24 protein-coding genes are annotated in these 26,532 nt (G+C 60.5%); 14 read left to right on the forward strand and 10 right to left on the reverse strand.

The window, feature by feature from the left end; translation table 11 throughout:
• Nucleotides 1–1,161, reverse strand: a complete 1,161-nt coding sequence (locus JTJ32_RS26620; RefSeq protein WP_099229583.1) for a DUF6515 family protein — start codon at nucleotides 1,159–1,161, stop codon at nucleotides 1–3.
• A gap of 393 nt (nucleotides 1,162–1,554) precedes the next feature.
• Between JTJ32_RS26620 and JTJ32_RS17470 the strand changes: the two genes are divergently transcribed.
• Nucleotides 1,555–2,034: an Lrp/AsnC family transcriptional regulator gene (locus tag JTJ32_RS17470; RefSeq protein ID WP_024685294.1), complete on the forward strand. Its 480-nt coding sequence runs from the start codon at nucleotides 1,555–1,557 to the stop codon at nucleotides 2,032–2,034.
• A 22-nt stretch (nucleotides 2,035–2,056) separates the two neighbouring features.
• Here JTJ32_RS17470 and JTJ32_RS17475 read toward each other — a convergent pair whose 3' ends face one another.
• The 4 genes from JTJ32_RS17475 to JTJ32_RS17490 all read right to left on the reverse strand — a co-directional run bounded on the left by JTJ32_RS17475 (nucleotide 2,057) and on the right by JTJ32_RS17490 (nucleotide 8,034).
• Nucleotides 2,057–2,689, reverse strand: coding sequence for a pseudouridine synthase (locus JTJ32_RS17475; protein WP_236059344.1), 633 nt, complete (start codon nucleotides 2,687–2,689; stop codon nucleotides 2,057–2,059).
• A gap of 67 nt (nucleotides 2,690–2,756) precedes the next feature.
• Nucleotides 2,757–4,220 carry an AMP nucleosidase gene (gene amn, locus JTJ32_RS17480; protein ID WP_004885040.1) on the reverse strand — a complete coding sequence of 488 codons (1,464 nt, stop codon included), beginning with the start codon at nucleotides 4,218–4,220 and terminating at the stop codon, nucleotides 2,757–2,759.
• A 52-nt stretch (nucleotides 4,221–4,272) separates the two neighbouring features.
• The gene (locus JTJ32_RS17485) at nucleotides 4,273–5,922 is read right to left on the reverse strand and encodes an acyl-CoA dehydrogenase family protein (RefSeq protein WP_210042792.1); all 1,650 of its coding nucleotides are present in this window, start codon (nucleotides 5,920–5,922) and stop codon (nucleotides 4,273–4,275) included.
• A 117-nt stretch (nucleotides 5,923–6,039) separates the two neighbouring features.
• Nucleotides 6,040–8,034 carry a sensor histidine kinase gene (locus JTJ32_RS17490; RefSeq protein ID WP_210042793.1) on the reverse strand — a complete coding sequence of 665 codons (1,995 nt, stop codon included), beginning with the start codon at nucleotides 8,032–8,034 and terminating at the stop codon, nucleotides 6,040–6,042.
• 357 nt (nucleotides 8,035–8,391) lie between these two features.
• Between JTJ32_RS17490 and JTJ32_RS17495 the strand changes: the two genes are divergently transcribed.
• Complete coding sequence (locus JTJ32_RS17495) at nucleotides 8,392–9,189, forward strand: hydroxymethylpyrimidine/phosphomethylpyrimidine kinase (RefSeq protein ID WP_099229578.1); 798 nt, start codon at nucleotides 8,392–8,394, stop codon at nucleotides 9,187–9,189.
• Nucleotides 9,190–9,212: 23 nt separating this feature from the next.
• On the forward strand, nucleotides 9,213–9,842 hold the full coding sequence (thiE, locus tag JTJ32_RS17500) for a thiamine phosphate synthase (protein WP_099229577.1): 630 nt from the start codon (nucleotides 9,213–9,215) through the stop codon (nucleotides 9,840–9,842).
• A gap of 164 nt (nucleotides 9,843–10,006) precedes the next feature.
• On the opposite strand, the gene JTJ32_RS17505 is transcribed toward thiE, so the two are convergent.
• Together JTJ32_RS17505 and JTJ32_RS17510 are read right to left on the reverse strand one after the other, a co-directional pair.
• Nucleotides 10,007–10,528, reverse strand: coding sequence for a methylated-DNA--[protein]-cysteine S-methyltransferase (locus JTJ32_RS17505; protein WP_184321727.1), 522 nt, complete (start codon nucleotides 10,526–10,528; stop codon nucleotides 10,007–10,009).
• Nucleotides 10,525–11,970, reverse strand: a complete 1,446-nt coding sequence (locus JTJ32_RS17510) for a DNA-3-methyladenine glycosylase 2 family protein (RefSeq protein WP_210042795.1) — start codon at nucleotides 11,968–11,970, stop codon at nucleotides 10,525–10,527. Before JTJ32_RS17510 ends, JTJ32_RS17505 begins: the two co-directional genes overlap by 4 nt.
• 196 nt (nucleotides 11,971–12,166) lie before the next feature.
• Between JTJ32_RS17510 and hemL the strand changes: the two genes are divergently transcribed.
• Both hemL and JTJ32_RS17520 read left to right on the forward strand, forming a co-directional pair.
• Nucleotides 12,167–13,450 carry a glutamate-1-semialdehyde 2,1-aminomutase gene (gene hemL, locus JTJ32_RS17515; RefSeq protein WP_210042797.1) on the forward strand — a complete coding sequence of 428 codons (1,284 nt, stop codon included), beginning with the start codon at nucleotides 12,167–12,169 and terminating at the stop codon, nucleotides 13,448–13,450.
• A gap of 308 nt (nucleotides 13,451–13,758) precedes the next feature.
• Nucleotides 13,759–14,307, forward strand: coding sequence for a tetratricopeptide repeat protein (locus tag JTJ32_RS17520; RefSeq protein ID WP_099229573.1), 549 nt, complete (start codon nucleotides 13,759–13,761; stop codon nucleotides 14,305–14,307).
• A 36-nt stretch (nucleotides 14,308–14,343) separates the two neighbouring features.
• On the opposite strand, the gene JTJ32_RS17525 is transcribed toward JTJ32_RS17520, so the two are convergent.
• Nucleotides 14,344–14,670, reverse strand: a complete 327-nt coding sequence (locus tag JTJ32_RS17525; protein ID WP_024688009.1) for a DUF1820 family protein — start codon at nucleotides 14,668–14,670, stop codon at nucleotides 14,344–14,346.
• A gap of 127 nt (nucleotides 14,671–14,797) precedes the next feature.
• On the opposite strand from JTJ32_RS17525, the gene miaB reads away from it, so the two are divergent.
• The 5 genes from miaB to lnt all read left to right on the forward strand — a co-directional run bounded on the left by miaB (nucleotide 14,798) and on the right by lnt (nucleotide 20,207).
• Nucleotides 14,798–16,126 (forward strand): tRNA (N6-isopentenyl adenosine(37)-C2)-methylthiotransferase MiaB, encoded by a 1,329-nt coding sequence (gene miaB, locus JTJ32_RS17530; protein ID WP_210042799.1) that lies wholly within the window; start codon nucleotides 14,798–14,800, stop codon nucleotides 16,124–16,126.
• A 168-nt stretch (nucleotides 16,127–16,294) separates the two neighbouring features.
• Nucleotides 16,295–17,317, forward strand: coding sequence for a PhoH family protein (locus JTJ32_RS17535; protein ID WP_099229571.1), 1,023 nt, complete (start codon nucleotides 16,295–16,297; stop codon nucleotides 17,315–17,317).
• Nucleotides 17,310–17,807, forward strand: a complete 498-nt coding sequence (ybeY, locus tag JTJ32_RS17540) for an rRNA maturation RNase YbeY (protein WP_099229570.1) — start codon at nucleotides 17,310–17,312, stop codon at nucleotides 17,805–17,807. The genes JTJ32_RS17535 and ybeY overlap by 8 nt, the downstream gene beginning before the upstream one ends.
• 5 nt (nucleotides 17,808–17,812) lie before the next feature.
• Complete coding sequence (locus JTJ32_RS17545; protein ID WP_099229569.1) at nucleotides 17,813–18,655, forward strand: CorC family transporter; 843 nt, start codon at nucleotides 17,813–17,815, stop codon at nucleotides 18,653–18,655.
• Nucleotides 18,656–18,686: 31 nt separating this feature from the next.
• Nucleotides 18,687–20,207, forward strand: a complete 1,521-nt coding sequence (gene lnt, locus JTJ32_RS17550) for an apolipoprotein N-acyltransferase (RefSeq protein ID WP_099229568.1) — start codon at nucleotides 18,687–18,689, stop codon at nucleotides 20,205–20,207.
• Between the two features lie 48 nt (nucleotides 20,208–20,255).
• Here lnt and JTJ32_RS17555 read toward each other — a convergent pair whose 3' ends face one another.
• Both JTJ32_RS17555 and JTJ32_RS17560 read right to left on the reverse strand, forming a co-directional pair.
• Complete coding sequence (locus JTJ32_RS17555; protein WP_210042800.1) at nucleotides 20,256–21,017, reverse strand: YdcF family protein; 762 nt, start codon at nucleotides 21,015–21,017, stop codon at nucleotides 20,256–20,258.
• Between the two features lie 102 nt (nucleotides 21,018–21,119).
• Nucleotides 21,120–21,470 (reverse strand): hypothetical protein, encoded by a 351-nt coding sequence (locus JTJ32_RS17560; RefSeq protein WP_099229566.1) that lies wholly within the window; start codon nucleotides 21,468–21,470, stop codon nucleotides 21,120–21,122.
• A gap of 311 nt (nucleotides 21,471–21,781) precedes the next feature.
• Between JTJ32_RS17560 and leuS the strand changes: the two genes are divergently transcribed.
• The 4 genes from leuS to JTJ32_RS17580 all read left to right on the forward strand — a co-directional run bounded on the left by leuS (nucleotide 21,782) and on the right by JTJ32_RS17580 (nucleotide 26,371).
• The gene (gene leuS, locus JTJ32_RS17565) at nucleotides 21,782–24,388 is read left to right on the forward strand and encodes a leucine--tRNA ligase (protein ID WP_210042801.1); all 2,607 of its coding nucleotides are present in this window, start codon (nucleotides 21,782–21,784) and stop codon (nucleotides 24,386–24,388) included.
• 86 nt (nucleotides 24,389–24,474) lie between these two features.
• Nucleotides 24,475–25,080, forward strand: coding sequence for an LPS-assembly lipoprotein LptE (locus JTJ32_RS17570; protein WP_099229564.1), 606 nt, complete (start codon nucleotides 24,475–24,477; stop codon nucleotides 25,078–25,080).
• 42 nt (nucleotides 25,081–25,122) lie between these two features.
• Nucleotides 25,123–26,160 (forward strand): DNA polymerase III subunit delta, encoded by a 1,038-nt coding sequence (gene holA, locus JTJ32_RS17575; protein WP_025994139.1) that lies wholly within the window; start codon nucleotides 25,123–25,125, stop codon nucleotides 26,158–26,160.
• A gap of 4 nt (nucleotides 26,161–26,164) precedes the next feature.
• On the forward strand, nucleotides 26,165–26,371 hold the full coding sequence (locus tag JTJ32_RS17580; RefSeq protein WP_099229562.1) for a hypothetical protein: 207 nt from the start codon (nucleotides 26,165–26,167) through the stop codon (nucleotides 26,369–26,371).
• Nucleotides 26,372–26,532: the final 161 nt, after the last annotated feature.

Here is a 26,532-nt window from a genome sequence, read left to right on the forward strand (position 1 = left end):
TTAATTGACGCTGTAACCGCGCCCGGCCAGACAGGCCCCCATCGAACGCCGGTACAGGTCAACGACTTCGGCCTGAGGCTGGGACGTGACATTCGCTGGATCGAAGCCGCTTTGTTCCGCGGCCCAGCGGTAGCATTGGTAGCGATCCAGCTCGACCTGCTGCTGACTCTGACCGTTGAGCGGATAGGCGACCGGGTCGTAACCGTTACCCTGCTGCACCGGCTGTGAATACACCGTCTCGTTCTGCGGCGGATTGACCACCACATACTCCTGACTGTCCGGCTGGTACGTGTAATACGTGCCTGCCGCCAGAAACAACAGACTGCTGCCAATCCATACTTCCTGCGAATAGGACGGCAAGCTGCGCACGCGTGCGCCGTAGGGCGGGTTCACGACCACGTAGCGTGGGCCTTGCGGCCGATACCAGTAACCCTCGGAATAGTAGTAGTCCTGCCCGCGATAGGGTATGCGCGAATAGCCGTGCGGCACGCTGTCGATGGCGTAACCCGGACGATAACGCGGGCCTGGCCCCCAGCCGTTACCGTGACCGTCCGGACGCCCGTTCCAGCGGTCATCGGGCCTGCCGTTGCCAGCCGACCAGTTACGGTTGTTGCCACGCGGAATGTCCTGGTAATAACCCTGACGCGGCTGCTGGGTTTGCCAGGCTTCGCGCGGGCCGCTCTGGATCGGCAGATTGTCCTGATTCTGTCTCAACTGCTGCTGTTGCTGGCGCTGTTGATTCTGCTGTTCCTGAATCTGGCGCTGCTGTTCACGCTGCTGCTGGTTGATCTGCTGTTGCTGCTGACGCTCCACATTGCGTTGCTGGAGCTCCTGCTGCTGAATCTGCTGTTGCTGCTGGCGTTCGACTTGGCGCTGCTGATTCTGCTGTTCCTGGATCTGGCGCTGCTGCAGGTTTTGCTGCTGATAAATCTGCTGCTGTTGCTGACGCTCGACGTTGCGCTGCTGGTTCTGTTGTTGCTGCATCTGCCGCTGCTGATTTTCCTGCTGCTGAAAACGCTGCTGATTCTGCTGTTGCTGTCGCTGCGGTCCACCGTCGATGGCATTGCCTCGTGAATCGTCACGCTCGTCGGCCAGCGCGTGGGCACTGATGCTCAGGCATAACAGACTCAAACCCGCGAACTGCCAGATGCCAGATTTCATGCTTTCCTCACTAGAGCGCGGATGGACGTAGTTGAGACTGTGATAGCGATGCGCCGTTCTGTGCACTTTATCAGGACGCAAAGAAAAGGGGACCCGTTGGCCCCCTTGGGATACTTCGTCCTGGCGCGACGCTTGTGGCATCGGCTCACTTCATGCCGTCTTGTGGACAGTATGCAGCCCGGGGGCCTGACACACCCGGTTGGGTGGAAGGCCGCGACTGGCCTGATTCGGCGGGTCGCGCTGGACGCTGTGTCCGGGCAGTGATTCTGGTTAAAAGAATAGGCCTGCGGCGTTGGCAGAGGATTGCTAATGTTGCTCTATAAAACATTACTTGCGCAATTTTTGACTTCAGATGAATAATCCTGCGCAATCCAAATCATAAAGGGGTAGATCGTGAGCAAGCTCGACAGATATGACTTGAGCATTTTGGCCGAATTGCAAAAGGACGCGCGCATCTCGAACCAGGAATTGGCGGAACGCATTGGTCTGTCACCGTCGCCATGCTCGCGCCGGGTCAAGCAACTGGAAGATGACGGTTACATCGTGCGGCAGGTGGCCTTGCTGGATCGCAAGAAACTGGGCCTGAACCTGACCGCCTACGTGCTGATCGGCATGGACCGCCACACGCCGGAGCGTTTCGAGAACTTTGAACAACAGATCCGCAACCTGCCTCAGGTACTCGAATGCAGCCTGGTAACCGGTATGGAAGCAGACTATCAGCTGAAAGTCGTGGTGCCTGACATGGACCATTACCAGAAACTGCTGCTGGGGCATCTGACCCGTATCGAAGGCGTGACCAGCGTGCGGTCGAGCTTTGTGCTCAATCAGGTCCTGGCCAGCACCGAAATGCCGCTGGTTCATCTGCGCAGTTGAGGGCCTGAACCGAGCGATACGATTACAGTTTGGCGGGCACTTCGCGATACTCGCCCTGATCGAGCCCGTCGAGCGTCCAGTTGCCGATCCTGACGCGCACCAGCCTGAGCGTCGGCAGGCCCACGGCAGCCGTCATGCGCCGCACCTGTCGATTGCGACCTTCCTTGATCACCAGTTCCAGCCAGTGTGTCGGCACGCTCTTGCGAAAGCGGACCGGCGGATTGCGTGGCCAAAGGGCGGGCTCTTCGATCTGCCGGGCTTCGGCGGGCAAGGTCGGACCGTCATTGAGTTGCACACCCTTACGCAGTTGCTGCAACTGCTCCTCGCTCGGTTCGCCCTCCACCTGCACCCAATAGGTCTTGGCCAGCTTGTGCTTCGGATCGGCAATACGCGCCTGCAATTGCCCGTCGTTGGTCAGCAACAAAAGCCCTTCGCTGTCACGATCCAGGCGGCCTGCCGGGTAGATGCCGGGGATATTGATGAAATCCTTGAGCGTCGCCCGCCCCTGCTCGTCGTTGAACTGGGTCAACACGTCGAATGGCTTGTTGAACAGGATCAGCTTCGGCTCGGCGGGTGGCGCCTTGGCTACACGCCGGGGAGCGCCTGATGGGCTGGTTTGAGGACGGCGGGAGGCGGGACGCTGGATGCGGGACATTGGCATTCGGTAATCGGAAAACAGAAAGGGCCACTTTAGTGGCCCTTTCTGCAAATACCAAACGCAATCAACGGAACGGCGGTTCATCGAAGCTGCGCAGCTTGCGCGAGTGCAGCGAATTCAGCTCGGTGCGTAGCAGGTCCAGCGCTGCGATACCGATTTTCAGGTGCTGACTGACGGCACGCTCATAGAACGCGTTGGCCGAGCCCGGCAGTTTGATTTCACTGTGCAACGGCTTGTCGGATACACACAGCAACGTGCCATATGGCACCCGCAGACGATAACCCTGGGCGGCGATGGTGCCGCTTTCCATGTCCACGGCCACAGCGCGGGACAGGTTGATCAGCGGACGCTCCTGCGCCCAGCGCAATTCCCAGTTGCGGTCGTCGTAGGTCAGCACGGTGCCGGTACGCAGACGCTTCTTGAGCTCTTCGCCACGCTCACCGGTGATCTGCGCAGCGGATTCCTGCAGGGCCAGTTGCACTTCGGCCAGGGCCGGAATCGGAATGTGAGGCGGCAGCACGCGATCCAGAATGCCGTCGCGACGCATGTAGGCGTGGGCCAGCACGTAGTCGCCGATGGTTTGCGACTGTCGCAGGCCGCCGCAGTGGCCGATCATCAGCCAGCAATGCGGACGCAAGACCGCCAGGTGATCGGTGATGTTCTTGGCGTTCGACGGGCCTACACCAATGTTGACCAGCGTCACGCCGTGACCGTCTTCGGCGATCAGGTGATAGGCGGGCATCTGATAACGGTGCCAGACCACGCTGGCGACGATGGCCTGGGCTTCGTCCTGGCTCATGCTCTTGTCGACAATGACGTTACCGGGCAGGACCATGCGCACGAAGCGCGGATCTTCACGCAGCTTTTCCAGACCATGCAGGATGAACTGGTCGACATAGCGGTGATAGTTGGTCAGCAGGATCCACGGCTGTACATGACGCCAGTCGCTGCCGGTGTAGTGCACCAGGCGACGCAACGAGAAATCCACGCGCGCGGCGTCGAACAGCGCCAACGGCAGCGGATCGACGTTGGCCCAGTCGTAAAGGCCATCGGCGATGCCATCGGTCGCGGCCGACAGGTCCGTGCTCGGGAATACCCGGGCCAGCGCAGCGGCGGTCACGCCGGAGCCGGCCAGTTCATCGCCCTGTTCCACAACATAGGGATAAGGAATGTTCTGCTCGCTCATCCCGACTTCGACCGTCACGGTGAAGTCGCTCATCAGCGGGCCGAGCTGCTCCAGCAGGTATTTGCGAAACGCCTTGGGCTGGGTGACGGTAACGCTGTAAGTGCCCGGCAGCTGGACCTTGGCGTAGGCACGAGTGGTCAGCGGCACTTCGCCGTGGCACTGATAATTGAGGCGCAATTCAGGGTAGCGGAACTGCGCTCGCTCTTCGGCGCTGGGTTCGACGCGGTCTTTCAGGTAACGCTTGAGCGCCTGGCTCAGCGCGCTGGTTGCACGCTCGTGCAGTTCAGCGAGACGCTCAACAGCTTGCTCGGCAGTGTCTACAACAACAAAGGCTTGGGTCACGTTTCATGTCCTGTCTGAACTTGCAGACCTGCATCGTAACGGGTTCGCGTGCTCATGCCACCTGCGGCGACGCTCTGGACACTAATGTTTCGACATCCACCCCTCGCGGCAATGCACCGTACACACGCCCGCCAGCGGCTATTCGACCAGCGATAAATCCGTCGCTGACGGCCGCGTTGCCCGCTTCAAGCAACAGCCTGGCCTGCAACGCGACGGCGATGTCTTCGGTAAGTTGCCGGGCGCGGTACTGGATGTCGCTCAAATCGGTGAAGGCGTCTTTCAGCGTGGCAATGTGCGCGGCCAGACGTCGATCACCCTGCCCGTCACCCAGTTCGTCGAACAAGGCATCGAGCACGCCCGGTTCCTTCGACAGCGCTCTCAACACATCCAGGCATTGCACATTGCCAGAGCCTTCCCAGGTCGAGTTGACCGGCGCTTCCCGGTACAGGCGCGGCAGAATGCTGTCTTCGACATAACCCGCGCCGCCGAGGCATTCAGCGGCTTCGTTGATCATGGCCGGGGCGCGCTTGCAGATCCAGTACTTGCCCACCGCCGTCACCAGTCGCACAAAGCGCGCTTCATGGGCATCATCCAGATGGTCCAACGCGCGGCCCATGCGCAAGGTGAGCGCCAGCGCCGCTTCGCTTTCCAGCGCCAGATCGGCCAGCACGTTCTGCATCAATGGCTGCTCGGCCAGCAGACGACCACTCACCGAGCGGTGTGCGCAGTGATGGGTGGCCTGGGTCAGCGCCTGACGCATCAGCGCGCTGGAGCCGATCATGCAGTCGAAGCGGGTCATGGCGACCATTTCGATGATGGTTGCCACACCGCGCCCTTCTTCACCGATCATCCAGGCCAGCGCGCCCCTGAACTCGACTTCGCAGGACGCGTTGGACCAGTTGCCCAGCTTGTTCTTGAGGCGCTGGATATAGAATTCGTTGCGCGTGTCGTCCGGCCGATGACGCGGCAACAGAAAACAGCTCAGCCCCTTGTCGGTCTGCGCCAGCGTGAGGAACGCATCGCACATCGGTGCCGAGCAGAACCATTTGTGCCCGACCAGTTCATAGGCCTGCCCCGGCCCGCCCGCGCCGACCGGCCAGGCCCGCGTGGTATTGCTGCGCACATCGGTGCCGCCCTGCTTCTCGGTCATGGCCATGCCGATGGTCGCGCCGGTCTTGTGCGCAATACCGACGTTGCGCGAATCGTACTGAGTGGAAAGCACCTTGGGCAGCCAGATCTCGGCCAGATCGGGTTGCAGACGCAAGGCCGGAACGCTGGCGAAAGTCATCGTCAGCGGGCAGCCGCTACCGGGATCGGCCTGGGTGTGCAGATAACTCATCGCCGCTCGTGCTACATGAGCGCCGGGCTGCGGATCGGTCCAGGGCATTGAAGGGATGCCATGCTCGATGGCTGTGTTCATCAATTGATGGTAAGCCGGATGAAATTCGATCAGGTCGATGCGATGGCCGTATCGATCGTGACTGGCGAACATAGGCTTGTTCTGGTTGGCGAGAAACCCGGCTTCCATCAAGGGGCCGCCTGCCAGCGCACCATAAGTATCCATGCGCGACTCGGCCCAGCCTGCGCCGTAGCGCTTGCTCCATTGCTGCAACGGCAGATCAATTCGGTAGAGATTCGCTCCGTCGAGCGGCGGAGGTTGATTGGTGACTTCGTGGGTTTCGGCGAATTGATTCAGGTTCATGAGTCATGTTCTCCCTGCGTGTTTCATGAGCAGGAGTGAATCATGCGCCCAAGGCTTCGCCTTTAAAAAGTGCCGTATGCGCCGAATCACCGGCGCTTTTGCCCTGCACTGCCAGGATCAAATACCCCAGTGGGCTTTCAATTCGGGCGTCTTGCGGACTGCGCCTGGTATGGCCATCAGCATCGGCAGGCTCAAGGTAAAGCAACTGCCCTGTCCCGGCTCGGAATGATGGCTCAATTCACCGCCTTGCAATTCGACCAGCTTGCGGCAGATTGCCAGGCCGATGCCCAGCCCGCCGTACTGACGGGTCATCGAGCCGTCGACCTGAAAGAAGTGCTCGTACAGATTGACTTCGTCCAGACGGTTGAACCCGATGCCGGTGTCCATGACTTCGACCCGCAGGCGAAGACGGTCAACGTCCTGCGGCTGACCGCTGACCCGGACCCTGATCGCACCTTCACGGGTGAACTTAATGGCATTGTCCAGCAGGCACTCGACGCACTGGTAAAGCTTGTCGGCGTCGCCACGAACCGTGGCAGGCAGCTTATCGTCCAGGTCGAAGGTCAACGCCAGCAACTTGGCCTGCGCCGCGCTGTTGAACCGTTCCTGCAACTGCTCGAACAGGTCGCTTAGGTCGAACGCGTCGCACTCGGCATACAGCACACCGGCCTGAAGCTCGGTGAGGGTCAGGATGCCATTGATCATGCTCATCATGTCCTGAGCGGAACTGGCGGCGGTTTGTTGATACATCTCCAACTCGTCGCCCAGCTTCAGGGTCTGCATGAGTTCCAGCGAGCCGATCACCCCGTTCATGGGCGTGCGTAGCTCGTGGGTGAGCGTGGCCAGAAACTCGTCCTTGAGACGGTTGCTGGTCGCCAGTTGCTGGTTCAAGCGCTCCAGATCCCTGCCGGTTGCCAGCAGCGTCTGCGCCTGCTGCCGACGGGCATGGTTGATGCGGTCAGCCAGCGCCATCGAGAGCAGCGCCATCTCCAGCACAGTGCCGATATGGCAGGCGTACATTGTCAGGAAGGTGTTGGGCAATTTGCCCAGCAGCATCAGACCGAAAATTACCCCGCCGACCATGAATACCGACCAGGCGATCACGAAGTAGCGTCCGACACGCTCACCTTTCGCAACAGCAACAATGCCCGCCAGATAAATCACCAGCGCCCCGGCCACCACCAGATACGTCGCCGAGCGCAATGCGGGGCCATAGCCCAGAAACAACGCGATGCCCATGACCACGGCGGCAGCGCCGACCATCGTCAGCAACAGCTTGTCGAGCCAGGGTGCCAGACGATGAGTGATCAGGAAACTGCGGGAGAACTGGCAGGCGAACAGCGTTGCCACTGCCATCAGAAACGGGGTTGATGCATTCGCCCACCATGGGTTATTCGGCCATAGATACTCGATGGCGACCCCGTTGATCGACATCTGATACAGCCCGAACGACGCGACATAGAGCATGTAATAGAGATAATCCGGGTCGCGCACACTGATGAAGATGAACAGGTTGTAGACCAGCATTCCCAGCAGCACGCCGTAGATCAGACCGAACACGTAGATGCGCGCCGGCTGGGCCTCCAGATAGGCATGGGTTGACCAGAGATTGAGCGGCCCCTGAACCGAGCCTTCACTTTTGAGGCGCAAATAAATGGTGCGCTGTAGACCGGGCGGTACGTCCAGTTGAAACAGGTAGTTGTTCTGTTTGAACTGGCGGCTGGCGAACGGCAGCATGTCGCCGGTCTGCCAGATCAGCGCCGGGCGCCCTCCGGCGTCCTGTGCGTAGAAGTCGACGCGGTCCATCGGCGGATACGCCAGCTCCAGCAGCCAGTCCGTGTGCTGATCGGCAGTGCGGGGCCGATACAACAGATCGACTTTCAGCCAGAAAGCCGAATGCGAGTAGCCAGCATTGAAGGTGCGGGTTTGCAGGGGGCGAAACTCACGCGTGCCCGCCTCGGAGCTCACGCTTTCGATCGTCGCCTCACCCGTCGGGTCTTCGAACACCTGAATAGCCCGCCCAAGCGGCAGGAACTGAGTGTTCTCATCAAACTCGACAGCATGAGCCAGCATTGGCAGCCAGACAGCCAGCATGATTAGCAGATAGCGCATTAAAGCCCCAAGGTCGGTCGTCGCGGCCACTCCATCCGTTGATGGCGACGTCCTGCAAATGTCTATCCTTGAAACAGGCTTAAGGGTATGACCGGTACACGACAACTGCCTGCGGACACCGCGGCGGGCGGGCCATTCGGCAGACTCTCGGAATAGTGAAGCATAGTCCTTAATAGCTTTAAGGCACCATCGCTTTAATAATCAAAGCGATGGCTCTATCTCGGCCTTTCCAGGCCAAACATGAATTTTTTCGGATTTGAAGAGGCTCCTCGGGCGCCCCGTGCGCCCTGTCGACTCGCAAGAAATTCGCTCGTCGACAGACGGCCAGAGAGGGGTTTAGTGATAAGCTCGCGCACCATGAATATCTATAGCTCCCGCCCCGTTGTCCTCTGCCTCTCCGGCCACGACCCTAGTGGCGGTGCCGGCATGCAGGCCGATATAGAAGCCCTGCTCGCCCAGGGTTGCCATGCCGCTCCGGTCATCACCGCACTGACGGTTCAGGATACCGTCAATGTCAGTGATTTCCGTGTACTCGATCGCGACTGGGTGCTGGCCCAGGCGCATGCCGTCCTCAACGACTCCTGCGTGGCCGCTGTGAAACTGGGCATGCTCGGCTCGCTGGAAATGGTCGATACCGTCGTCGAACTGCTGCGGGCCAATCCGCATCTGCCCATGGTCTGCGACCCCGTGTTGCGAGCCGGTGGCGGCGGGCGGCTGGGCAAGGACGAAGTCGGCTATGCCATGCGCGAACAACTGTTGCCGCTGTCGGCCATCGCCACGCCTAACCTGCCGGAAGCCCGCATCCTAGCGGAGTTGCCTGAAGGTACGGCGGATGAGTGCGCAGAAAAGCTGCTGCCTTACTGCGAACATCTGCTGATCACCGGCGGACATGGGGACGAACAACAGATCCACAACCGTCTCTACATTCGTGGCGGCCAGACCCACACCTTTGTCTGCGAGCGCCTGCCCGGCAGTTACCACGGGTCGGGCTGCACGCTGGCCAGTGCCCTGGCGGGACGGCTGGCACAAGGCGAGGAAACGGTCAGCGCCGTAAAATCCGCCCTCGACTACACCTGGAGAACGTTGCGTGACGCCGAGCAGTTGGGCAAGGGGCAATTCGTCCCCCGCCGTCTTCCGCTGGACTTCTGTTCGTAACGCATCGCCATGAGGGACGATTCATGAAACTACGTGGCCTGTACGCCATCACCGACAGCCAGTTGCTGACAGGCAGATTCCTGTCTTACGTTGAAGCCGCCCTTGATGGCGGCGTGACGCTGCTGCAGTACCGGGACAAGACGGCAGACGAATCGCGCCGTCTGCGCGAGGCGACTGAACTGCTCAAGCTGTGCGAGCGCTACAAGACCCGGCTGATCATCAATGACGATGCAGAACTGGCGGCGCGTCTGGGTGTCGGTGTGCACCTGGGGCAGACCGATGGCTCACTGCCTGACGCGCGCGCACTGCTGGGACACAAGGCGATTGTCGGCGCGACCTGCCACGGCAAACTGGAGCTGGCGGAGCGCGCCAAGGCCGACGGAGCGACTTACGTGGCGTTCGGACGGTTCTTCAGTTCGCAGACCAAACCGAACGCGCCCGCCGTGCCTCTGGACCTGATCGCCCAGGTCCGCGCCAAGGTGCACCTGCCTATCGCTGTCATCGGCGGCATCACCCTTGAAAACGCCCCGCAACTGGTCGAGCACGGCGCCGACCTGCTGGCCGTCGTTCACGGATTGTTCGGCGCGCCAACCCCTCAGGAAGTCACCCGCCGGGCCCGGGCCTTTACTGAACTGCTGGCCAGCGGGCGCTGAGCGAAGCACGGTCTCGCTGCTCACTGGACTGTGGGAGGCGGCATGCCGGCGATGGCGTCATTTCAGTCACTGACAGGGCGCCTGTTAAAACATCTCGCCGGCAAGCCGCCTCCCACAAACAGTTTTTCTTCAGAACGTCATTCGTCGTTTTATGAGGACGAAGTTCAAGCCTGCCCCACCAGCCTGAATTCAAAATCCGGCATGCCGGTCGCGTTCTCCAGCGCCAGCAATGCGCGCTTGCGGTCGATGCCACCGGCGTAGCCCGTCAGATCGCCACCCGCGCCGATGACCCGATGGCACGGCACGATGATGGAGATCGGGTTCCTGCCGTTGGCCGTTCCCACTGCCCGTGAGTGGCCGGGGCTCAATCCCATCTTTCTGGCCATCGCCCCGTAGGAAATCATCTCGCCATAAGGGATGCGCGCCAGCTCCGCCCAGACCTGCTCCTGAAAGGGCGTACCGCGCATGCGTAATGGCACATCGAAGACCCGGCGCTCGCCGCGAAAGAACTCGGTCAACTGCTCCTGCGCCATCCGCACCACTCTGGGCACGTGCTGGTCGTCGGGCATCATTACCAGACCTGGATAGTGCTTCTGGCCGATGAAGTAAACGCCGGTCAACGCATCGTCCTCGATGCGCAAGGCGATGTCGCCCAACGGGCTTGAAAGCAGGTAGCCGGGAATCATGATGGTGTCTCCTCACGTTGATGCCAGACATGCACGGTCGCGTAGGCTCGCCACGGCGCCCACTGGCTCGCATGTTCGTTGAGTTGCGCGGCCGTCGTGCAGCCCAGGCGTTTTTTGAGCACCGCATCGCCTTCGGGAAACGCATTGGGCCAGCCGAGGGCGCGCATGGCAATGTATTGCACTGTCCACTCGCCGATACCGCGAATGTGTCGAAGCGCAGCCAGGGTGTCGTCCAGCGGCACCAGCGGTTCAAGCAGAATCCGCCCCGCCGCCATTTCCTGAGCGACCGCGATAATCGCCTCGGCGCGAATGCGGATCAGGCCAGCGGCGATCAGGTCTTCGTAGTGCAGCGTTGCGATGGCCTGTGCGGTCGGGAACGCATGGTGCAGCCCGAATGGCGAATCGCTGACCGGCGTGCCGAACCGTTCGGCAATCCGCCCCAGAATCGCTCGGGCATTGAGCACCGATATCTGCTGCCCGACAACAGCCCGCACCGCAATTTCGAAACCGTCGAACGCACCGGGAACACGCATGCCGTGCAGATCACCAATCAGCGGCCCAAGGTGCGCATCGACCAGATCAGGTCGACAGCCAGTGTCGAACACCCGTCGTACCCGCCCTAGCACCACCGCGACCGCCGATTGCAACGAGGCCGACATCGTCACCACCAGGGCATACCGCTGCGGCGCATCGGTGACAGTGATCCAGCCGGAGACCTTGCGTCCCGCATGCTCGACCTCGATAACCCGCGCATAGACCTCATCGCCCACATGCTCGACTCCGGCAATGCAGCGATGCGCGAGAAACGCCAGCACACCTTTCCATGAAAACGGCGGCCGGTAGGACAGCTCGAAGCGCAGCCCTGCGTCTTCGGTTTTGTGCACTGCCTTCCTCAGGCGCGTCGGATTCAGGCCGTAGCGCGCCTGAAAGACATCATTGAAACGCCGCACGCTACCAAAGCCGGCCGCCAGCGCCACCTCGGTCATGGACAATCCGGTATCGGTCAACAGGCGCTTGGCGATCAATAAACGTTGCGTCTGGGCGAAATCGATCATCGAGACGCCAAACTCGGCTTCGAAAATCCGTCGCAGGTGCCGCGCCGTGACGCCGACTCGCTCAGCCAGCGCATCCAGCGTTCTACCGCTCAGAAAGCCCTCTTCTATCAACCGGGCCGCGGCCTGCGCCAGCCTGCTCGACATGTCCAGCAGACTTTGCCCGGGTGCGAGTTCCGGACGGCAACGCAGACACGGGCGAAACCCTGCCTGTTCGGCAGCCGCAGCCGTGCTGTAAAAACTGCAGTTTCTGGCCTGCGGCGCACGGACCGGGCACATCGGCCGACAATAAATGCCGGTGGACGAGACGCCCATGAAAAACCAGCCGTCAAACCGGCGGTCCCTGGCGATAAACGCGGCGTAGCAGATGGCGGGGTCGAGAGTGTTCATGAGCAGACTCTATTCCAGGCTCCGGCAAAAGTCTGGCTGAATTCGGACATGTGCATCTGACCGACGCTCATCATTTGTTATAGTGGCGCCTCCTGCGCTTTCTCTGGCTCACGCCAATCCAATAAAGCAGTCACTGCTCACCTCGGCTGACGCCAGCGTAGACCCGACTTCCCCGTTTCAAAGCAGAGACCCGATCATGTCCCGTTCCGAAACACTGTTCGCCAATGCTCAAAAACATATTCCCGGTGGCGTGAACTCGCCGGTTCGTGCGTTCAAGAGCGTGGGTGGCACGCCGCTGTTCTTCAAGCACGCGGCGGGCGCTTACGTGACTGACGAAGACGACAAACGCTACGTTGACTACGTCGGCTCATGGGGCCCGATGATTCTCGGCCACAGCCATCCGGAAGTGCTGGACGCCGTGCGCAGCCAGTTGGAGCACGGCCTGTCCTACGGCGCACCGACCGCCATGGAAACCGAAATGGCCGATCTGGTCTGCTCGCTGGTGCCCTCCATGGAAATGGTGCGCATGGTCAGCTCCGGCACCGAAGCCACCATGAGCGCCATCCGTCTGGCACGCGGCTACACCGGCCGCGACAGCATCATCAAGTTCGAAGGCTGCTACCACGGCCACTCCGACAGCCTGCTGGTCAAGGCCGGTTCCGGCGCGCTGACCCTGGGTGTACCGAGTTCGCCCGGCGTGCCTGCAGCCTTTGCCAAACACACCCTGACCGTGCCGTTCAACGACCTGGAAGCCGTGCGTGAAATGCTTGCGCAAGTGGGCCAGGAAGTCGCGTGCATCATCGTCGAGCCGGTGGCCGGCAACATGAACTGCGTACCGCCAGCGCCGGGCTACCTGCAAGGTCTGCGCAACCTGTGCGACGAGCACGGCGTGGTGCTGATTTTCGACGAAGTCATGACCGGTTTCCGCGTCGCCCTGGGCGGCGCTCAGGCGTATTACGGCGTGACGCCAGACCTGAGCACCTTCGGCAAGATCATTGGCGGCGGCATGCCGGTCGGCTGCTTCGGCGGCAAACGCGAAATCATGTCCCACATCGCCCCGCTCGGCCCGGTCTATCAGGCAGGCACGCTGTCAGGTAACCCGCTGGCCATGGCCGCAGGCCTGACCACGCTGCGTCTGATCAGCCGTCCCGGCTTTCACGATGAACTGAGCGATTACACTCGTCGCCTGCTGGAAGGCCTGCAACAACGCGCCGATGCCGCAGGCATTGCGTTCGTGACAACCCAGGCGGGCGGCATGTTCGGCCTGTACTTCAGCGACGCAAAGGAAATCGTCACCTTCCAGGACGTGATGACCAGCGACGCCGATCGTTTCAAGCGCTTCTTCCACCTGATGCTTGAAGGCGGTGTGTATCTGGCACCGAGCGCATTCGAAGCAGGCTTCACCTCCATCGCGCATGGAGATGCCGAGTTGCAGCTGACGCTGGACGCTGCCGAAAAAGCCTTCGCGGCCCTCAAATAAGCGGCTGCGGATGATGTGTGCGGGCGAGGTTTCGCCCGCACGAATCATATCCATGAATGAAACTGAACGTTGTTGCAGCAATTAGCTTCTACACTGCAAGGCGATTGACGTGATCAATCGACGCGAACATGGGAAACGACTGTCTTGCTTCAGGGTTTTCGCCTTGTGATACACAGGCTTTTACTGGCCGTGCAGCAGAAAATCCGTAAAGACTTTGTAAGGTTGGCTCTGCTTATTTCATAATGCGCAGCCAGCACGTTTAGTTGGTCGGGCACGCCCGCACCTTTTTCAGAGGTAAGTCGACTTCCATGAACCGCACCGGCCGCACCCTTGCATTGGGCTGCCTGTTGCTTGTCTATCCTCTGCTGGCTACTGCCGGCAGCAACTCGTTGTTGATCCCAGCGATGGGTCGCTGCACCCTCAATACTCAGCCTGAGAACCTGCCCGCTGCACTTGCAGCCTGTCAGCAGGCCGCTCAGACCGGGGATGCGCAGGCGCAATACGAGTTGGGTGAGTTCTATTACGAAGGCAAGAATGTTCCTCGCGATCTGCCACAGGCCCTCGGTTATTTCGAGCAGGCTTCGTTGCAGGGTCACGCGCAGGCGCAATATCAGCTGGGCCTGATGTTCAGTCGCGGCGAAGGTGTGCAGGCCAATAACATTCAGGCTTATATCGTACTGAAGATGGCGGCGGTCAATGGCTCGGAAGACGCACTGGACGCGGCGGACGAAGTGTCTGCAAAAATGAAGCGCGACGAGCTGGAAGTCGCCACTCAGGTGCTGGGACAGATTTTCCGCAAATACCTGATGGAGCTGCAGACGGCCGAAGGCCGCAGCCCGTTCTCTCCATTGCCCTGATCAATTGTCTTCAGGGCAACAGCCTCGACTCTCTTGCTATTTTTCCGGCATCGGCATGGGGAACGGCATCACATTGCTGACACCTCGTGCCTCGCTGATCTTCGGCGTGCCCATGCGCTCGACTTCATCGATACGCACAATCGAATGCATCGGCACGAAACTGCGCACCACGCCTTCGAACTGGGCCTTGAGCTTTTCTTCGCTCGGGTCGACCACCACTGTCGTGCGCTCGCCGAAGACGAATTCTTCCACTTCCAGAAAACCCCACAGATCGCTTTGATAGATCTGCTTGGCGTACATCTCGAACACCTGGCCCTGGTTGAGGAAAATCACCTTGTAGATTGGAGCTTCGCGTTTGGTCATGGTTGGCAGGTAACGATTCGCGGATGAAAAGGGGCACGCACTATAGCATGCCCGTCGGATCGCCCCTAGGAACCCAAGCGTATCGCCCCTATAATGCGCGGTTCTTTGAACCAGCTGATGATCACGAATGGCCAAGAAGCTTTATATCGAAACCCACGGTTGCCAGATGAACGAGTACGACAGCTCGCGCATGGTCGATCTGCTGGGCGAACATCAGGCCCTGGAAGTCACCGCCCGCGCGGAAGACGCCGACGTGATTCTGCTCAACACCTGCTCGATTCGCGAACGCGCCCAGGACCGGGTCTACTCCCAACTGGGCCGCTGGCGCGAACTGAAACTGGCCAACCCGGAAATGGTGATCGCCGTCGGCGGTTGCGTGGCCAGTCAGGAAGGCGCGGCCATCCGCGACCGCGCGCCCTACGTGGATGTGGTCTTCGGCCCGCAGACCCTGCACCGCCTGCCGGAAATGATCGACGCCGCACGTATCACGCGCCTGCCACAGGTTGACGTCTCGTTCCCGGAAATCGAAAAATTCGATCACTTGCCTGAACCTCGCGTCGATGGCCCGAGCGCTTACGTGTCGGTGATGGAAGGCTGCAGCAAGTACTGCACGTTCTGCGTCGTGCCTTACACCCGCGGCGAAGAAGTCAGCCGACCGTTCGATGACGTGCTCACCGAAGTCATTCATCTGGCGGAAAACGGCGTGCGCGAAGTCACGCTGCTCGGTCAGAACGTCAACGGTTATCGCGGCGTCATGCATGACGGGCGTGTCGCAGACCTGGCCGACCTGATCCGCGTCGTCGCCGCTGTCGATGGCATTGACCGCATTCGCTACACCACGTCGCACCCGCTGGAATTCTCCGACAGCCTGATCCAGGCCCACGCCGAAGTGCCGGAGCTGGTAAAACACCTGCATTTGCCGGTGCAATCAGGCTCGGACCGTATCCTGGCGGCCATGAAGCGCAACCACACCACGCTGGAATACAAGTCCAAACTGCGCAAGCTCAAGGCCGCCGTGCCGGGCATCTGCATCAGCTCCGACTTCATCGTTGGCTTTCCGGGTGAAACCGAGAAGGACTTCGAAAACACCATGAAACTGATCGAGGACGTCGGTTTCGACTTCTCGTTCTCGTTCGTCTACAGCCCGCGCCCCGGCACACCGGCGGCCGATCTGAAAGATGAAACGCCGGAAGCCCTGAAGAAAGAACGTCTGGCTGCGCTGCAACACCGGCTCAACCAGCAGGGTTTCGAAATCAGCCGACAGATGGTCGGCAGCACCCAGCGCATTCTGGTGACCGACTACTCCAAGAAGGACCCCGGCGAGCTGCAGGGCCGTACCGAGAATAACCGGATCGTCAATTTCCGCTGCGACAACCCGAAACTGATCGGCCAGTTCGCCGATGTGCATATCGATGACGCACAGCCTCATTCCCTGCGCGGATCTCTGCTTCAATAACCCTTGCGCGCCGTCACGGAACGAATGGCCGAATGAATTCGTTTCCGTGCGGTCCCTACCATTGAGCACGGTGAATCCTCTACGCAGAAGGCAAGGCTTTCGCCTGACCATCGCCAGGGAGTATTCTTCAATACATCTCAATTGCCGCCGGACGGCCATTAAAAGACCTTGAACGCACCCATAGAACCTCATCGCTTCACCCTCGAACCCTTCGAGGCCCATCGTTTCGCCAACCTGTGCGGGCAACTCGACGAGCATCTGCGCTTGATCGAACAACGCCTGGACATCGAGATCCGCAATCGCGGCAATCAATTCGAGCTCATTGGCGACGCCAAACACACCACGTCGGCCGAAAATCTGTTGCGCCGTCTGTACCGGGAGACCAAGGGTACCGACCTCACGCCGGACATGGTTCATCTGTTCCTGCAGGAATCGGGCGTCGCCGGACTGGATAACCACCCGGCCGCCGAAGTCGGCGTTGCGCTGCGCACCAAGAAGGGCATGATTCGCCCGCGCGGCATCAACCAGCAGCGCTACGTCAAAGAGATTCTCGGTAACGACATCAATTTCGGCATCGGCCCTGCCGGTACCGGCAAGACGTACCTCGCTGTCGCCTGCGCAGTCGATGCGCTGGAGCGTGAGCAGATCCGCCGCATCCTGCTGGTGCGCCCTGCCGTTGAAGCGGGTGAAAAACTTGGCTTCCTGCCCGGCGACCTGGCCCAGAAGATCGACCCGTATCTGCGACCTCTCTACGACGCGCTCTACGAGATGCTCGGCTTCGAGGTCGTGGCCAAGCTGATCGAGAAACAGGTCATTGAAGTGGCACCGCTGGCTTACATGCGCGGGCGCACCCTTAATAACAGCTTCATCATTCTCGACGAAAGTCAGAACACCACTGTCGAGCAGATGAAGATGTTCCTGACCCGTATCGGCTTCGGCTCCACCGCCGTGATCACCGGCGACATCACTCAGGTCGACTTGCCCAAGGGCACCAAGTCGGGCCTGACGCATGTCATCGATGTGCTCAAGGACGTGCCGGGCATCAGCTTCACGCACTTCAAGCCCAAGGACGTGGTTCGTCACCCGTTGGTGCAACGCATCGTTGAGGCCTATGAGCGCTTCGATGATCGTTTCAGCGACGGCTCGTCGAGCAACACCAGTTACTCACGGGACAAGAACCGCGATGCTTGAGCTGGACCTGCAAATCGCAAGCGAAACCCCTGCGCCGACCGAAGCCCAGTTCCGCCTCTGGTGTGAAATGGGCCTGCGCCAGCGCAGTGCCGATTCTGAATTGACCATCAGACTGGTCGATGAGGTTGAAGGACGTGAACTCAATCACACCTGGCGGCACAAGGATTACGCCACCAACGTGCTGTCCTTCCCGGCCGATGTACCGGATGACATGCTGGACATCCCGTTGCTGGGCGATCTGGTCATCTGCGTACCGGTGGTGAATCGCGAAGCGACTGAACAGAACAAGGCCGTGGACGCCCATTGGGCGCACATGGTGATTCATGGTTGTCTTCATCTGCTGGGTTACGACCATATCGATGATGAAGAAGCCGAAGAGATGGAAGCGCTGGAACGAACGTTGCTTGATGAGTTGGGCTATCCCGACCCTTATGCCGACGACGACACCGAACCTCAACATTCAGAAACATCAAGCAAGGACCACGAGTAAGGGCTATGAGCGAAGACCGATCGAGCAACGGACAAAAGTCATGGCTGGGTAAACTGACCCAGGCTTTTGTCCATGAGCCGAAAAACCGCCAGGAGCTGCTTGAGCTGCTGCGCGAAGCCCACCAGAACAAATTGCTGGACAGCGAAGCGCTGGCCATCGTCGAGGGCGCCATCCAGGTTGCCGACCTGCAGGTGCGCGACATCATGGTGCCGCGCTCGCAGATGATCAGCATCAAGGCGACCCAGACACCCCGTGAATTCCTTCCTGCGGTCATCGATGCAGCGCATTCGCGCTATCCGGTGATCGGTGAAAGCCACGACGACGTCCTCGGCGTGCTGCTGGCCAAGGATCTGCTGCCACTGATCCTCAAACCCGACGGCGACAGCGACGATGTCAGGAAACTGTTGCGTCCGGCGACTTTCGTGCCGGAGTCCAAGCGTCTCAATGTGCTGTTGCGCGAATTTCGCGCCAACCATAACCACATGGCTATCGTCATCGACGAATACGGCGGTGTGGCGGGTCTGGTGACGATTGAAGACGTGCTGGAACAGATCGTCGGCGACATCGAGGACGAGCATGACGTCGAGGAAGACAGTTTCATCAAGCCGCTGCCCAGCGGTGACTTTCTGGTCAAGGCCCTCACGCCGGTCGAAAACTTCAACGAGTTCTTCGACAGCGCGTTTTCCGACGAGGAATTCGACACCGTCGGCGGACTGGTGATGAATGCTTTCGGCCACCTGCCAAAGCGCAACGAAATCACCGAAATCGGTGCCTATCGTTTCCGCATCCTGAGCGCAGACAGCCGTCGCATCCACTTGCTGCGCCTGAGTCCCATCAATCGTCCGTAAAACCACCCTGATGCCGCTTTAAGGAACCAACATGCGCTGGATTACGCGTCCCGGCTGGCCCGGCAACCTGCTGGCCGTCGTTGCTGGCGGACTCACGACCCTGGCATTGGCCCCGTTCAATATCTGGCCTTTGATTCTGGTAGCCGTGGCGGTTTTTTATCTCGGACTGCGCGAGCTGAGTCCGCGTCAGGCGCTGGGTCGAGGCTGGTGCTACGGCTTTGGCCTGTTCGGCGCAGGCACCAGCTGGATCTACGTCAGCATTCACACCTACGGCGGTGCTTCGGTGCTGCTCGCAGGGTTGTTGATGCTGGCGTTTATCGCCGCCATCGCGCTGTTCTTCGCCCTCCCCGCCTGGGTGTGGGCGCGCTGGTTGCGGCGCAACGAAGCGCCACTGGCCGACGCGCTGGCATTCGCAGCGCTGTGGCTGGGCCAGGAAGCGTTTCGCGGCTGGTTTCTCACCGGTTTCCCCTGGCTGTACTCCGGCTACAGCCAGCTCGACGGACCGCTGGCGGGACTTGCACCCGTGGGCGGCGTCTGGCTGATTTCCTTCGCACTGGGCCTGACCGCTGCATTGTTGTGCAACCTGCACCGCTTGCGGGCGCGTCAATCCTTCCTGGCGATTGGCGTGCTGCTGTTGCTGGCTCCCTGGGTCGCCGGACTGGCGCTCAAGGGTTACGCCTGGACATCGCCGTCCGGCAAGCCGCTGAAAGTGGTCACCATGCAGGGCAACATCGAACAGAGCATGAAGTGGGACCCGCAAAAACTGAACGATCAGTTGGCGCTTTATCGCGACATGACCTTCAGGTCGCAACAGGCCGACCTGATCGTCTGGCCTGAAACCGCCGTACCGGTTCTCAAGGAAAGCGCCGAAGGTTACCTGTCGATGATGGGCAAATTCGCCTCCGAGCGCGGTGCGGCGCTGATCACCGGCGTGCCCGTGCGTGAGCTGACCGGGCGTGGCGAATACCGTTATTACAACGGCATCACCGTGACCGGCCAGGGTGATGGCACCTACTACAAGCAAAAACTCGTTCCATTCGGCGAATACGTGCCGCTGCAGGACGTTTTACGCGGGTTGATCGCGTTCTTCGACCTCCCGATGTCGGACTTCGCCCGAGGCCCGAACGATCAGGCGCTGCTGCAGGCCAAGGGTTATCACATCGCGCCCTTCATCTGTTACGAGGTGGTCTACCCCGAATTTGCCGCAGGCCTGTCGGCCCAGAGCGATCTGTTGCTGACGGTCAGCAATGACACCTGGTTCGGCACCTCGATCGGCCCGCTGCAGCATTTGCAAATGGCCCAGATGCGTGCGCTTGAAGCGGGGCGCTGGATGATCCGCGCCACCAACAATGGCGTTACCGGGCTGATCGATCCGTTCGGCAGGATCACGGTGCAGATCCCGCAGTTCGAGCGTGGCGTTTTGTATGGCGACGTAGTGCCGATGCAGGGCCTGACCCCTTACCTGCACTGGCGTTCGTGGCCTCTGGCGATTGTCTGCCTGCTGCTGTTCGGCTGGGCCTTGCTGGCGGCACGTATTGCCAAAACGGTCTGATCGGATTTCAGAGCAATCCCGGACTGCGGGGTTGCTCCTGACGACTGCTCAAGGGTAGATCAGCGGATAGACCAGCAACCCCATCGCTTCGTTGAGCAGCACGCCGCTCTGCATGAATACCCGACTCTCGGGCAGCCAGCCGCCAAACGGCCGGGCATTGTCCACGCCCAGAAACCCCACGGGCGCACCCACCACGGTAAAACCGGCCTTTTCGAAACTCCAGCGCGCCCTGGGCATATGCCAGGCCTGCGTCACCAGCACCACCCGCCTGATACCGTGAGCCTGCAGGATCCCGGCCGTCAGCGTGGCGTTTTCCCAGGTCGTCCGGCTGAGACCTTCCTGCCAGCGTACCGCAACGCCGAAATCATCCTGCAGTGACTGAGCCATGATCGCGGCTTCGCTGGGCGGCTCGTCATAGTGCAGGCCGCCGGTTGTCAGCACCGGCAGCCCGGACGCCCTGGAAAGGCGTGCCGCCAGCCGCAGCCGCTCCAGACCAATGCCCGTCGGCACATCGCCACCCCAGGTCGGCGAGTGACGCTCGCGCCCGCTGCCCAACACCACAATCGCGTCAGCCTGCTGCGCCAGACTTGCCCACTGGGCCTGCGGCAAAGGCGGGACCTGCTCCATTCTGCCTGCGGCCCACTCCACGACGACCGGCAGGCTCATCAGCCACAAACCACCAAGACCGGTTACGAAGCACACGGCCGCAAGCCGCGGCCATGAGCGGCGCAACCACCAGGCTAGAATCAGCAGCAGGAACAGAATGCCGGGCGGCAAAAGAAGGGTCTTGAGCAGGTAACGCAAAGGCATCGGACATCTCCAGAGATGCCCGAAGCCTAAAAGGTTTGAAGCTAAGCAACAATGCTTACAAGGCAGGCCCGCAGCCTGCGGTGGGAAAGCCTGATCGTCGTATCAGTTGTTGCGGCCTGACCGCATCGATGTCCTGCCATGCTTTCGATCTTTCAGCCAGATGATAGTGGCTGATCGTCCGGGCGCTCTGGCCAAACCGGTCTGCTCCAGTGATAGCGTGAAACAACCCTTTGACTTACCTTTAACAGCCCCGTTTGCCGCCATTGCGCCCTTTTCAAGGTAGGCCTCGATCAGCTCGAACTCGGCACTGCTCAACCCTTTGAGCTCAAGTACGGCAGGCGACTCGTTTCGGAGCCGAACCGCAGTACTTGCCATTTCAAGAGCAAGCCCGAGACGATCGATCAAACGTTCATACAGCTCATAAGTACTTACTGCGTGCTGCAACTCTGTCATCCGCTCACCTCATTGAAGATAGAACATACCCTCGAGAATGAGCTTAGCGCCCGCGCCGGAACAGGCAGATAAGTGCGACCAACGGCCAGAGACGGCGGTTGGACGGGGCCGTGGCTGCTGCGCATAGCAATCAGGACTCCCTCGATAGACGGCGCTCATGTATGCTACGACGCTTCCTGCCATTCCACTTCCGCTCTCTTGAGCCTGTACGCACCGCATAGACAGTTGCAATTGTCCGGCAAGCGGTGCAGACCTGACTCGGCGTAGCAATGAAGAGGTCAAGGGTCACTAATCTTTAGTCAAAAGTAGCCATGCACGAACTCTATCAGCCCCGCGAAATCGAAGCCGCCGCCCAGACCTTCTGGGAAGAGCAAAAGTCTTTTGAAGTCAGTGAACAGCCAGGCAAGGAAACCTACTATTGCCTGTCGATGTTCCCTTACCCCAGCGGCAAGCTGCACATGGGTCATGTGCGCAACTACACCATCGGTGATGTGATCTCCCGCTATCAGCGCATGCTGGGCAAGAACGTCCTGCAGCCACTGGGCTGGGACGCGTTCGGCATGCCGGCGGAAAACGCGGCCATCGACAACAACGTCGCACCGGCCAAGTGGACCTACGAAAACATCGATTACATGAAGACCCAGCTCAAGAGCCTGGGCCTGGCCATCGACTGGTCGCGTGAAATCACCACCTGCAAGCCTGACTACTATCGCTGGGAACAATGGCTGTTCACTCGCCTGTTCGAAAAAGGCGTGATCTACCGCAAGAACGGCACCGTGAACTGGGACCCGGTCGATCAGACCGTTCTTGCCAACGAGCAGGTCATCGACGGTCGCGGCTGGCGTTCGGGCGCGCTGATCGAGAAGCGCGAAATCCCGATGTACTACTTCAAGATCACCGCCTATGCGGACGAACTGCTGGAGAGCCTCGACGAACTGCCGGGCTGGCCTGAACAGGTCAAGACCATGCAGCGCAACTGGATCGGCAAGTCCCGAGGCATGGAAGTGCAGTTCCCGTACGACCCGACCAGCATCGGCGAAGCCGGTTCGCTGAAAGTCTTCACCACCCGTCCAGACACGCTGATGGGCGCGACCTACGTGGCAGTGGCTGCCGAGCACCCGCTCGCGACCCTGGCGGCGAAGGAAGACGCGCAACTGCAAGCGTTCATCGATGAATGCAAAGGCGGCAGCGTCGCTGAAGCCGACGTCGCGACCCAGGAGAAGAAAGGCCTGCCGACCTCGCTGTTCGTCGAGCACCCGCTGACTGGCGAGAAGCTGCCGGTCTGGGTCGCCAACTATGTATTGATGCACTACGGCGACGGCGCGGTCATGGCTGTGCCGGCGCACGACGAGCGCGACTTCGAGTTCGCCACCAAGTACCACTTGCCGATCAAGCCTGTGGTACGTACCAGCGCGGGCGACGAAAGCCCGGCACCGTGGCAGGAAGCCTATGGCGAGCACGGCCCGCTGATCAACTCCGGCGAGTTCGACGGCCTGGACTTCACCGCCGCGTTCGACGCGATGGAAGCTGCGCTGGTCAAGAAAGGACTGGGCCAGTCACGCACCCAGTTCCGCCTGCGCGACTGGGGCATCAGCCGCCAGCGGTACTGGGGTTGCCCGATTCCGATCGTGCATTGCGACACCTGTGGCGACGTTCCGGTCCCGGAAGATCAACTGCCTGTCGTGCTGCCCGAAGATGTCGTGCCGGATGGCGCAGGTTCGCCGCTGGCGCGCATGCCTGAGTTCTACGAGTGCAAGTGCCCGAAATGCGGCGCACCGGCCAAGCGTGAAACCGACACCATGGACACCTTCGTCGAGTCGTCCTGGTACTACGCCCGCTACGCTTCCCCGCATTACGAAGGTGGCCTGGTCGAGCCGAACGCAGCCAACCACTGGCTGCCGGTCGATCAGTACATCGGCGGTATCGAACACGCCATCCTGCACCTGCTGTACGCACGCTTCTTCCACAAGCTGATGCGCGATGAAGGTCTGGTGACGTCCAACGAGCCGTTCAAGAACCTGCTGACCCAGGGCATGGTCAACGCCGAAACCTACTTCCGCATGGAAGCCAGCGGCAAGAAGACCTGGATCAACCCGGCCGACGTGACGCTGGAGCGTGACGCCAAGGCCAAGGTGATCAGCGCCAGGCTGACCAGCGATGGTCTGCCGGTCGAAATCGGCGGCACCGAAAAGATGTCGAAGTCGAAGAAAAACGGCATCGACCCGCAGACCATGATCGATCAGTACGGCGCAGACACCTGCCGCCTGTTCATGATGTTCGCCTCGCCCCCTGACATGAGCCTGGAATGGTCCGATTCCGGCGTTGAAGGTTCGAGCCGCTTCCTTCGCCGCGTATGGCGTCTGGCACAGGCCCATGTCGCGCAGGGCGCGGCCGGCACACTGGATATTGCCGCGTTGAGCGATGACCAGAAGGCTATACGCCGTTCGATTCATCAGGCGATCAAACAGGCCGGCCAGGATATTGGTCAGAACCAGAAATTCAACACCGCCATCGCTCAGGTGATGACGCTGATGAACGTGCTGGAAAAAGTCCCGCAGGCCACCGCACAGGACCGCGCGCTGCTTCAGGAAGGACTGGAAACCGTCACCCTGCTGTTGGCGCCGATCACGCCGCACATCAGCCACGAGTTGTGGAAGGAACTGGGCCACACCACGCCAGTCATTGATGCTGGCTGGCCTGCGCTGGATGAAAGCGCTCTGGTACAGGACACGCTGCAACTGGTGATTCAGGTCAACGGCAAGCTGCGCGGTCACATCGAGATGCCCGCAAGCGTCAGCCGCGAAGAAGTGGAAGCGGCTGCCCGGATCAACGAGAACGTACTGCGCTTCATTGATGGCCTGACGATCCGCAAGGTCATCGTTGTGCCAGGAAAACTGGTCAATATCGTCGCCAGCTGATGAGATCGGGCACCCGGCAGACCGGGTGCCGAACATATTTCCAGGGGCGCGAAGTCGGCCCACAAGGATTCAAGGGGAGCATCAAGATGATCAAACGCAATTTGCTGGTGATGGGCCTTGCCGTTCTGCTGAGTGCCTGCGGCTTTCATCTGCGTGGCACTGGCACCGCCGAGCTGGCTATCAAGGAACTGGATGTCAGCGCGCGCAATGCCTACGGCGAAACCGTCACTCAACTCACACGCGTACTGACCAGCTCAGGCGTGAAGGTCTACACGGGAGCACCTTACAAACTGGTGCTGGTCAATGAGGCTGAGACTCAGCGCAACGCAACGTTCAGCGGTTCGGGCCGTACTTCCGAATACCAGTTGACCAACACGCTTACGTACGAAGTGCGCGGTGAGAAGGATCGTTTTCTGCTGGGCGACAAGGTTAGCGTGGACCGTTCCTACGTTCACGACGGCAACAACCTGACAGGCTCCGACCAGGAAGCGGCTCAGGTCCGTGGCGAAATGCGCAACGAGCTGATTCAGAGAATGATGGCGCGTCTGCAGCAACTGACGCCGTCTCGTCTGGACGAACTGCAGGCCAAGGCCGACGCGGTCGCCAAGGCTGAAGCGCAAGCGCTGGAAGAAGCTCAGCGCATTCGTGACGAAACACCTCAACAGTCGCCTGTTGAAATCCCGAACAGGTAAGTGTCCGGGGGCCGGTTCGCCGGCCCTGGCATTCTCTCGACGATGAAACTCGCCCCCGCCCAACTCGGTAAACACCTGCAAGGCACGCTCGCGCCGGTCTACGTGATCAGTGGTGACGATCCGCTGCTCTGCCAGGAAGCTGCCGACGCCATCCGCACTGCGGCTCGCCAGCAAGGGTTCGACGAACGCCAGGTGTTCAGCGCCGATGCCAGCTTTGACTGGGGCACGCTGCTGCAGGCCGGTGCCAGCATGTCACTGTTTGCCGAGCGACGCCTTCTTGAGTTGCGTCTGCCTTCCGGCAAGCCCGGCGACAAGGGTGCCGCAGCACTGATCGAATACTGCGCCCGTCCTGCCGAGGACACGCTGCTCCTGATCAGCCTGCCCAAGCTGGACGGCAGCGCGCAGAAAACCAAGTGGGGCAAGGCGCTGGTCGAAGGCGCACAAACCCAGTTTGTGCAGATCTGGCCGGTGGACATCGGCCAGTTGCCGCAATGGATTCGTCAGCGCCTCTCACAGGCGGGGCTTGCGGCGACTCAGGATGCGGTCGAACTGATCGCCGCACGTGTCGAAGGCAACCTGCTGGCCGCTGCGCAGGAAATCGAAAAGCTCAAGCTGATGGCCGAGGACGGGCAGATCACCGTCGAAACCGTGCAGGCCGCTGTGGCCGACAGTGCACGTTTCGATGTGTTCGGCCTGACCGATGCCGTGCTCAACGGCGAAGCGGCACATGCCTTGCGCATGCTGGAAGGGCTTCGCGGCGAAGGGGTCGAAACGCCTGTGATTCTCTGGGCCCTCACCCGTGAGCTACGTGCATTGGCCAATATGTCCCTGCAATTCAGCCAGGGCGTACCCATGGACAAGATTTTCAGCTCGGCCCGCCCACCGGTCTGGGACAAACGCAAACCGCTGATGAGCAAGGCCCTGCAACGTCATTCGGCAAAACGCTGGAGCCAGTTGCTCATGGATGCGCAACGCATCGATGCGCAGATCAAGGGTCAGGCAGCAGGCTCGCCATGGAGCAGCCTGAGCCGGCTTGCGCTGTTGATGGCCGGACAACGATTGCCATTGCCAGCGGAGTGATCCCGTGTCAGACGCATTCTTTCAGCTCTTTTTCGAAATCCCGCTTCGCTATATCTGCTACCCCATCGGCTGGCCGGTCGTGCGCATCGTGACGTGGGGGAAATACCCGAAGAAAGGCTCCTGGCTCAAAGACAACTGGCAAGCCGGATGGACCAGTGCCACGGGATTCGTGATGCTGGTGTTTTCTATCGTCGCACTGTTCGTGCATTGACCGAGTGACTGCTGTCAGCCACAGCAAAAACCGTCAAACGAAGCGCAGTCGGCCTGAAAGAAACAATTTTTCAGGCGCCCACGACACCCCGCGACTCTCTGCGCTTTTTACTTCTCCCCTTCATTCAGGCTAAATGGCGGGGTTGATTACCCGCACGCGAA

It is taken from the genome of Pseudomonas alliivorans, from assembly GCF_017826695.1.
In the GTDB taxonomy this organism is placed as follows: domain Bacteria; phylum Pseudomonadota; class Gammaproteobacteria; order Pseudomonadales; family Pseudomonadaceae; genus Aquipseudomonas; species Aquipseudomonas alliivorans.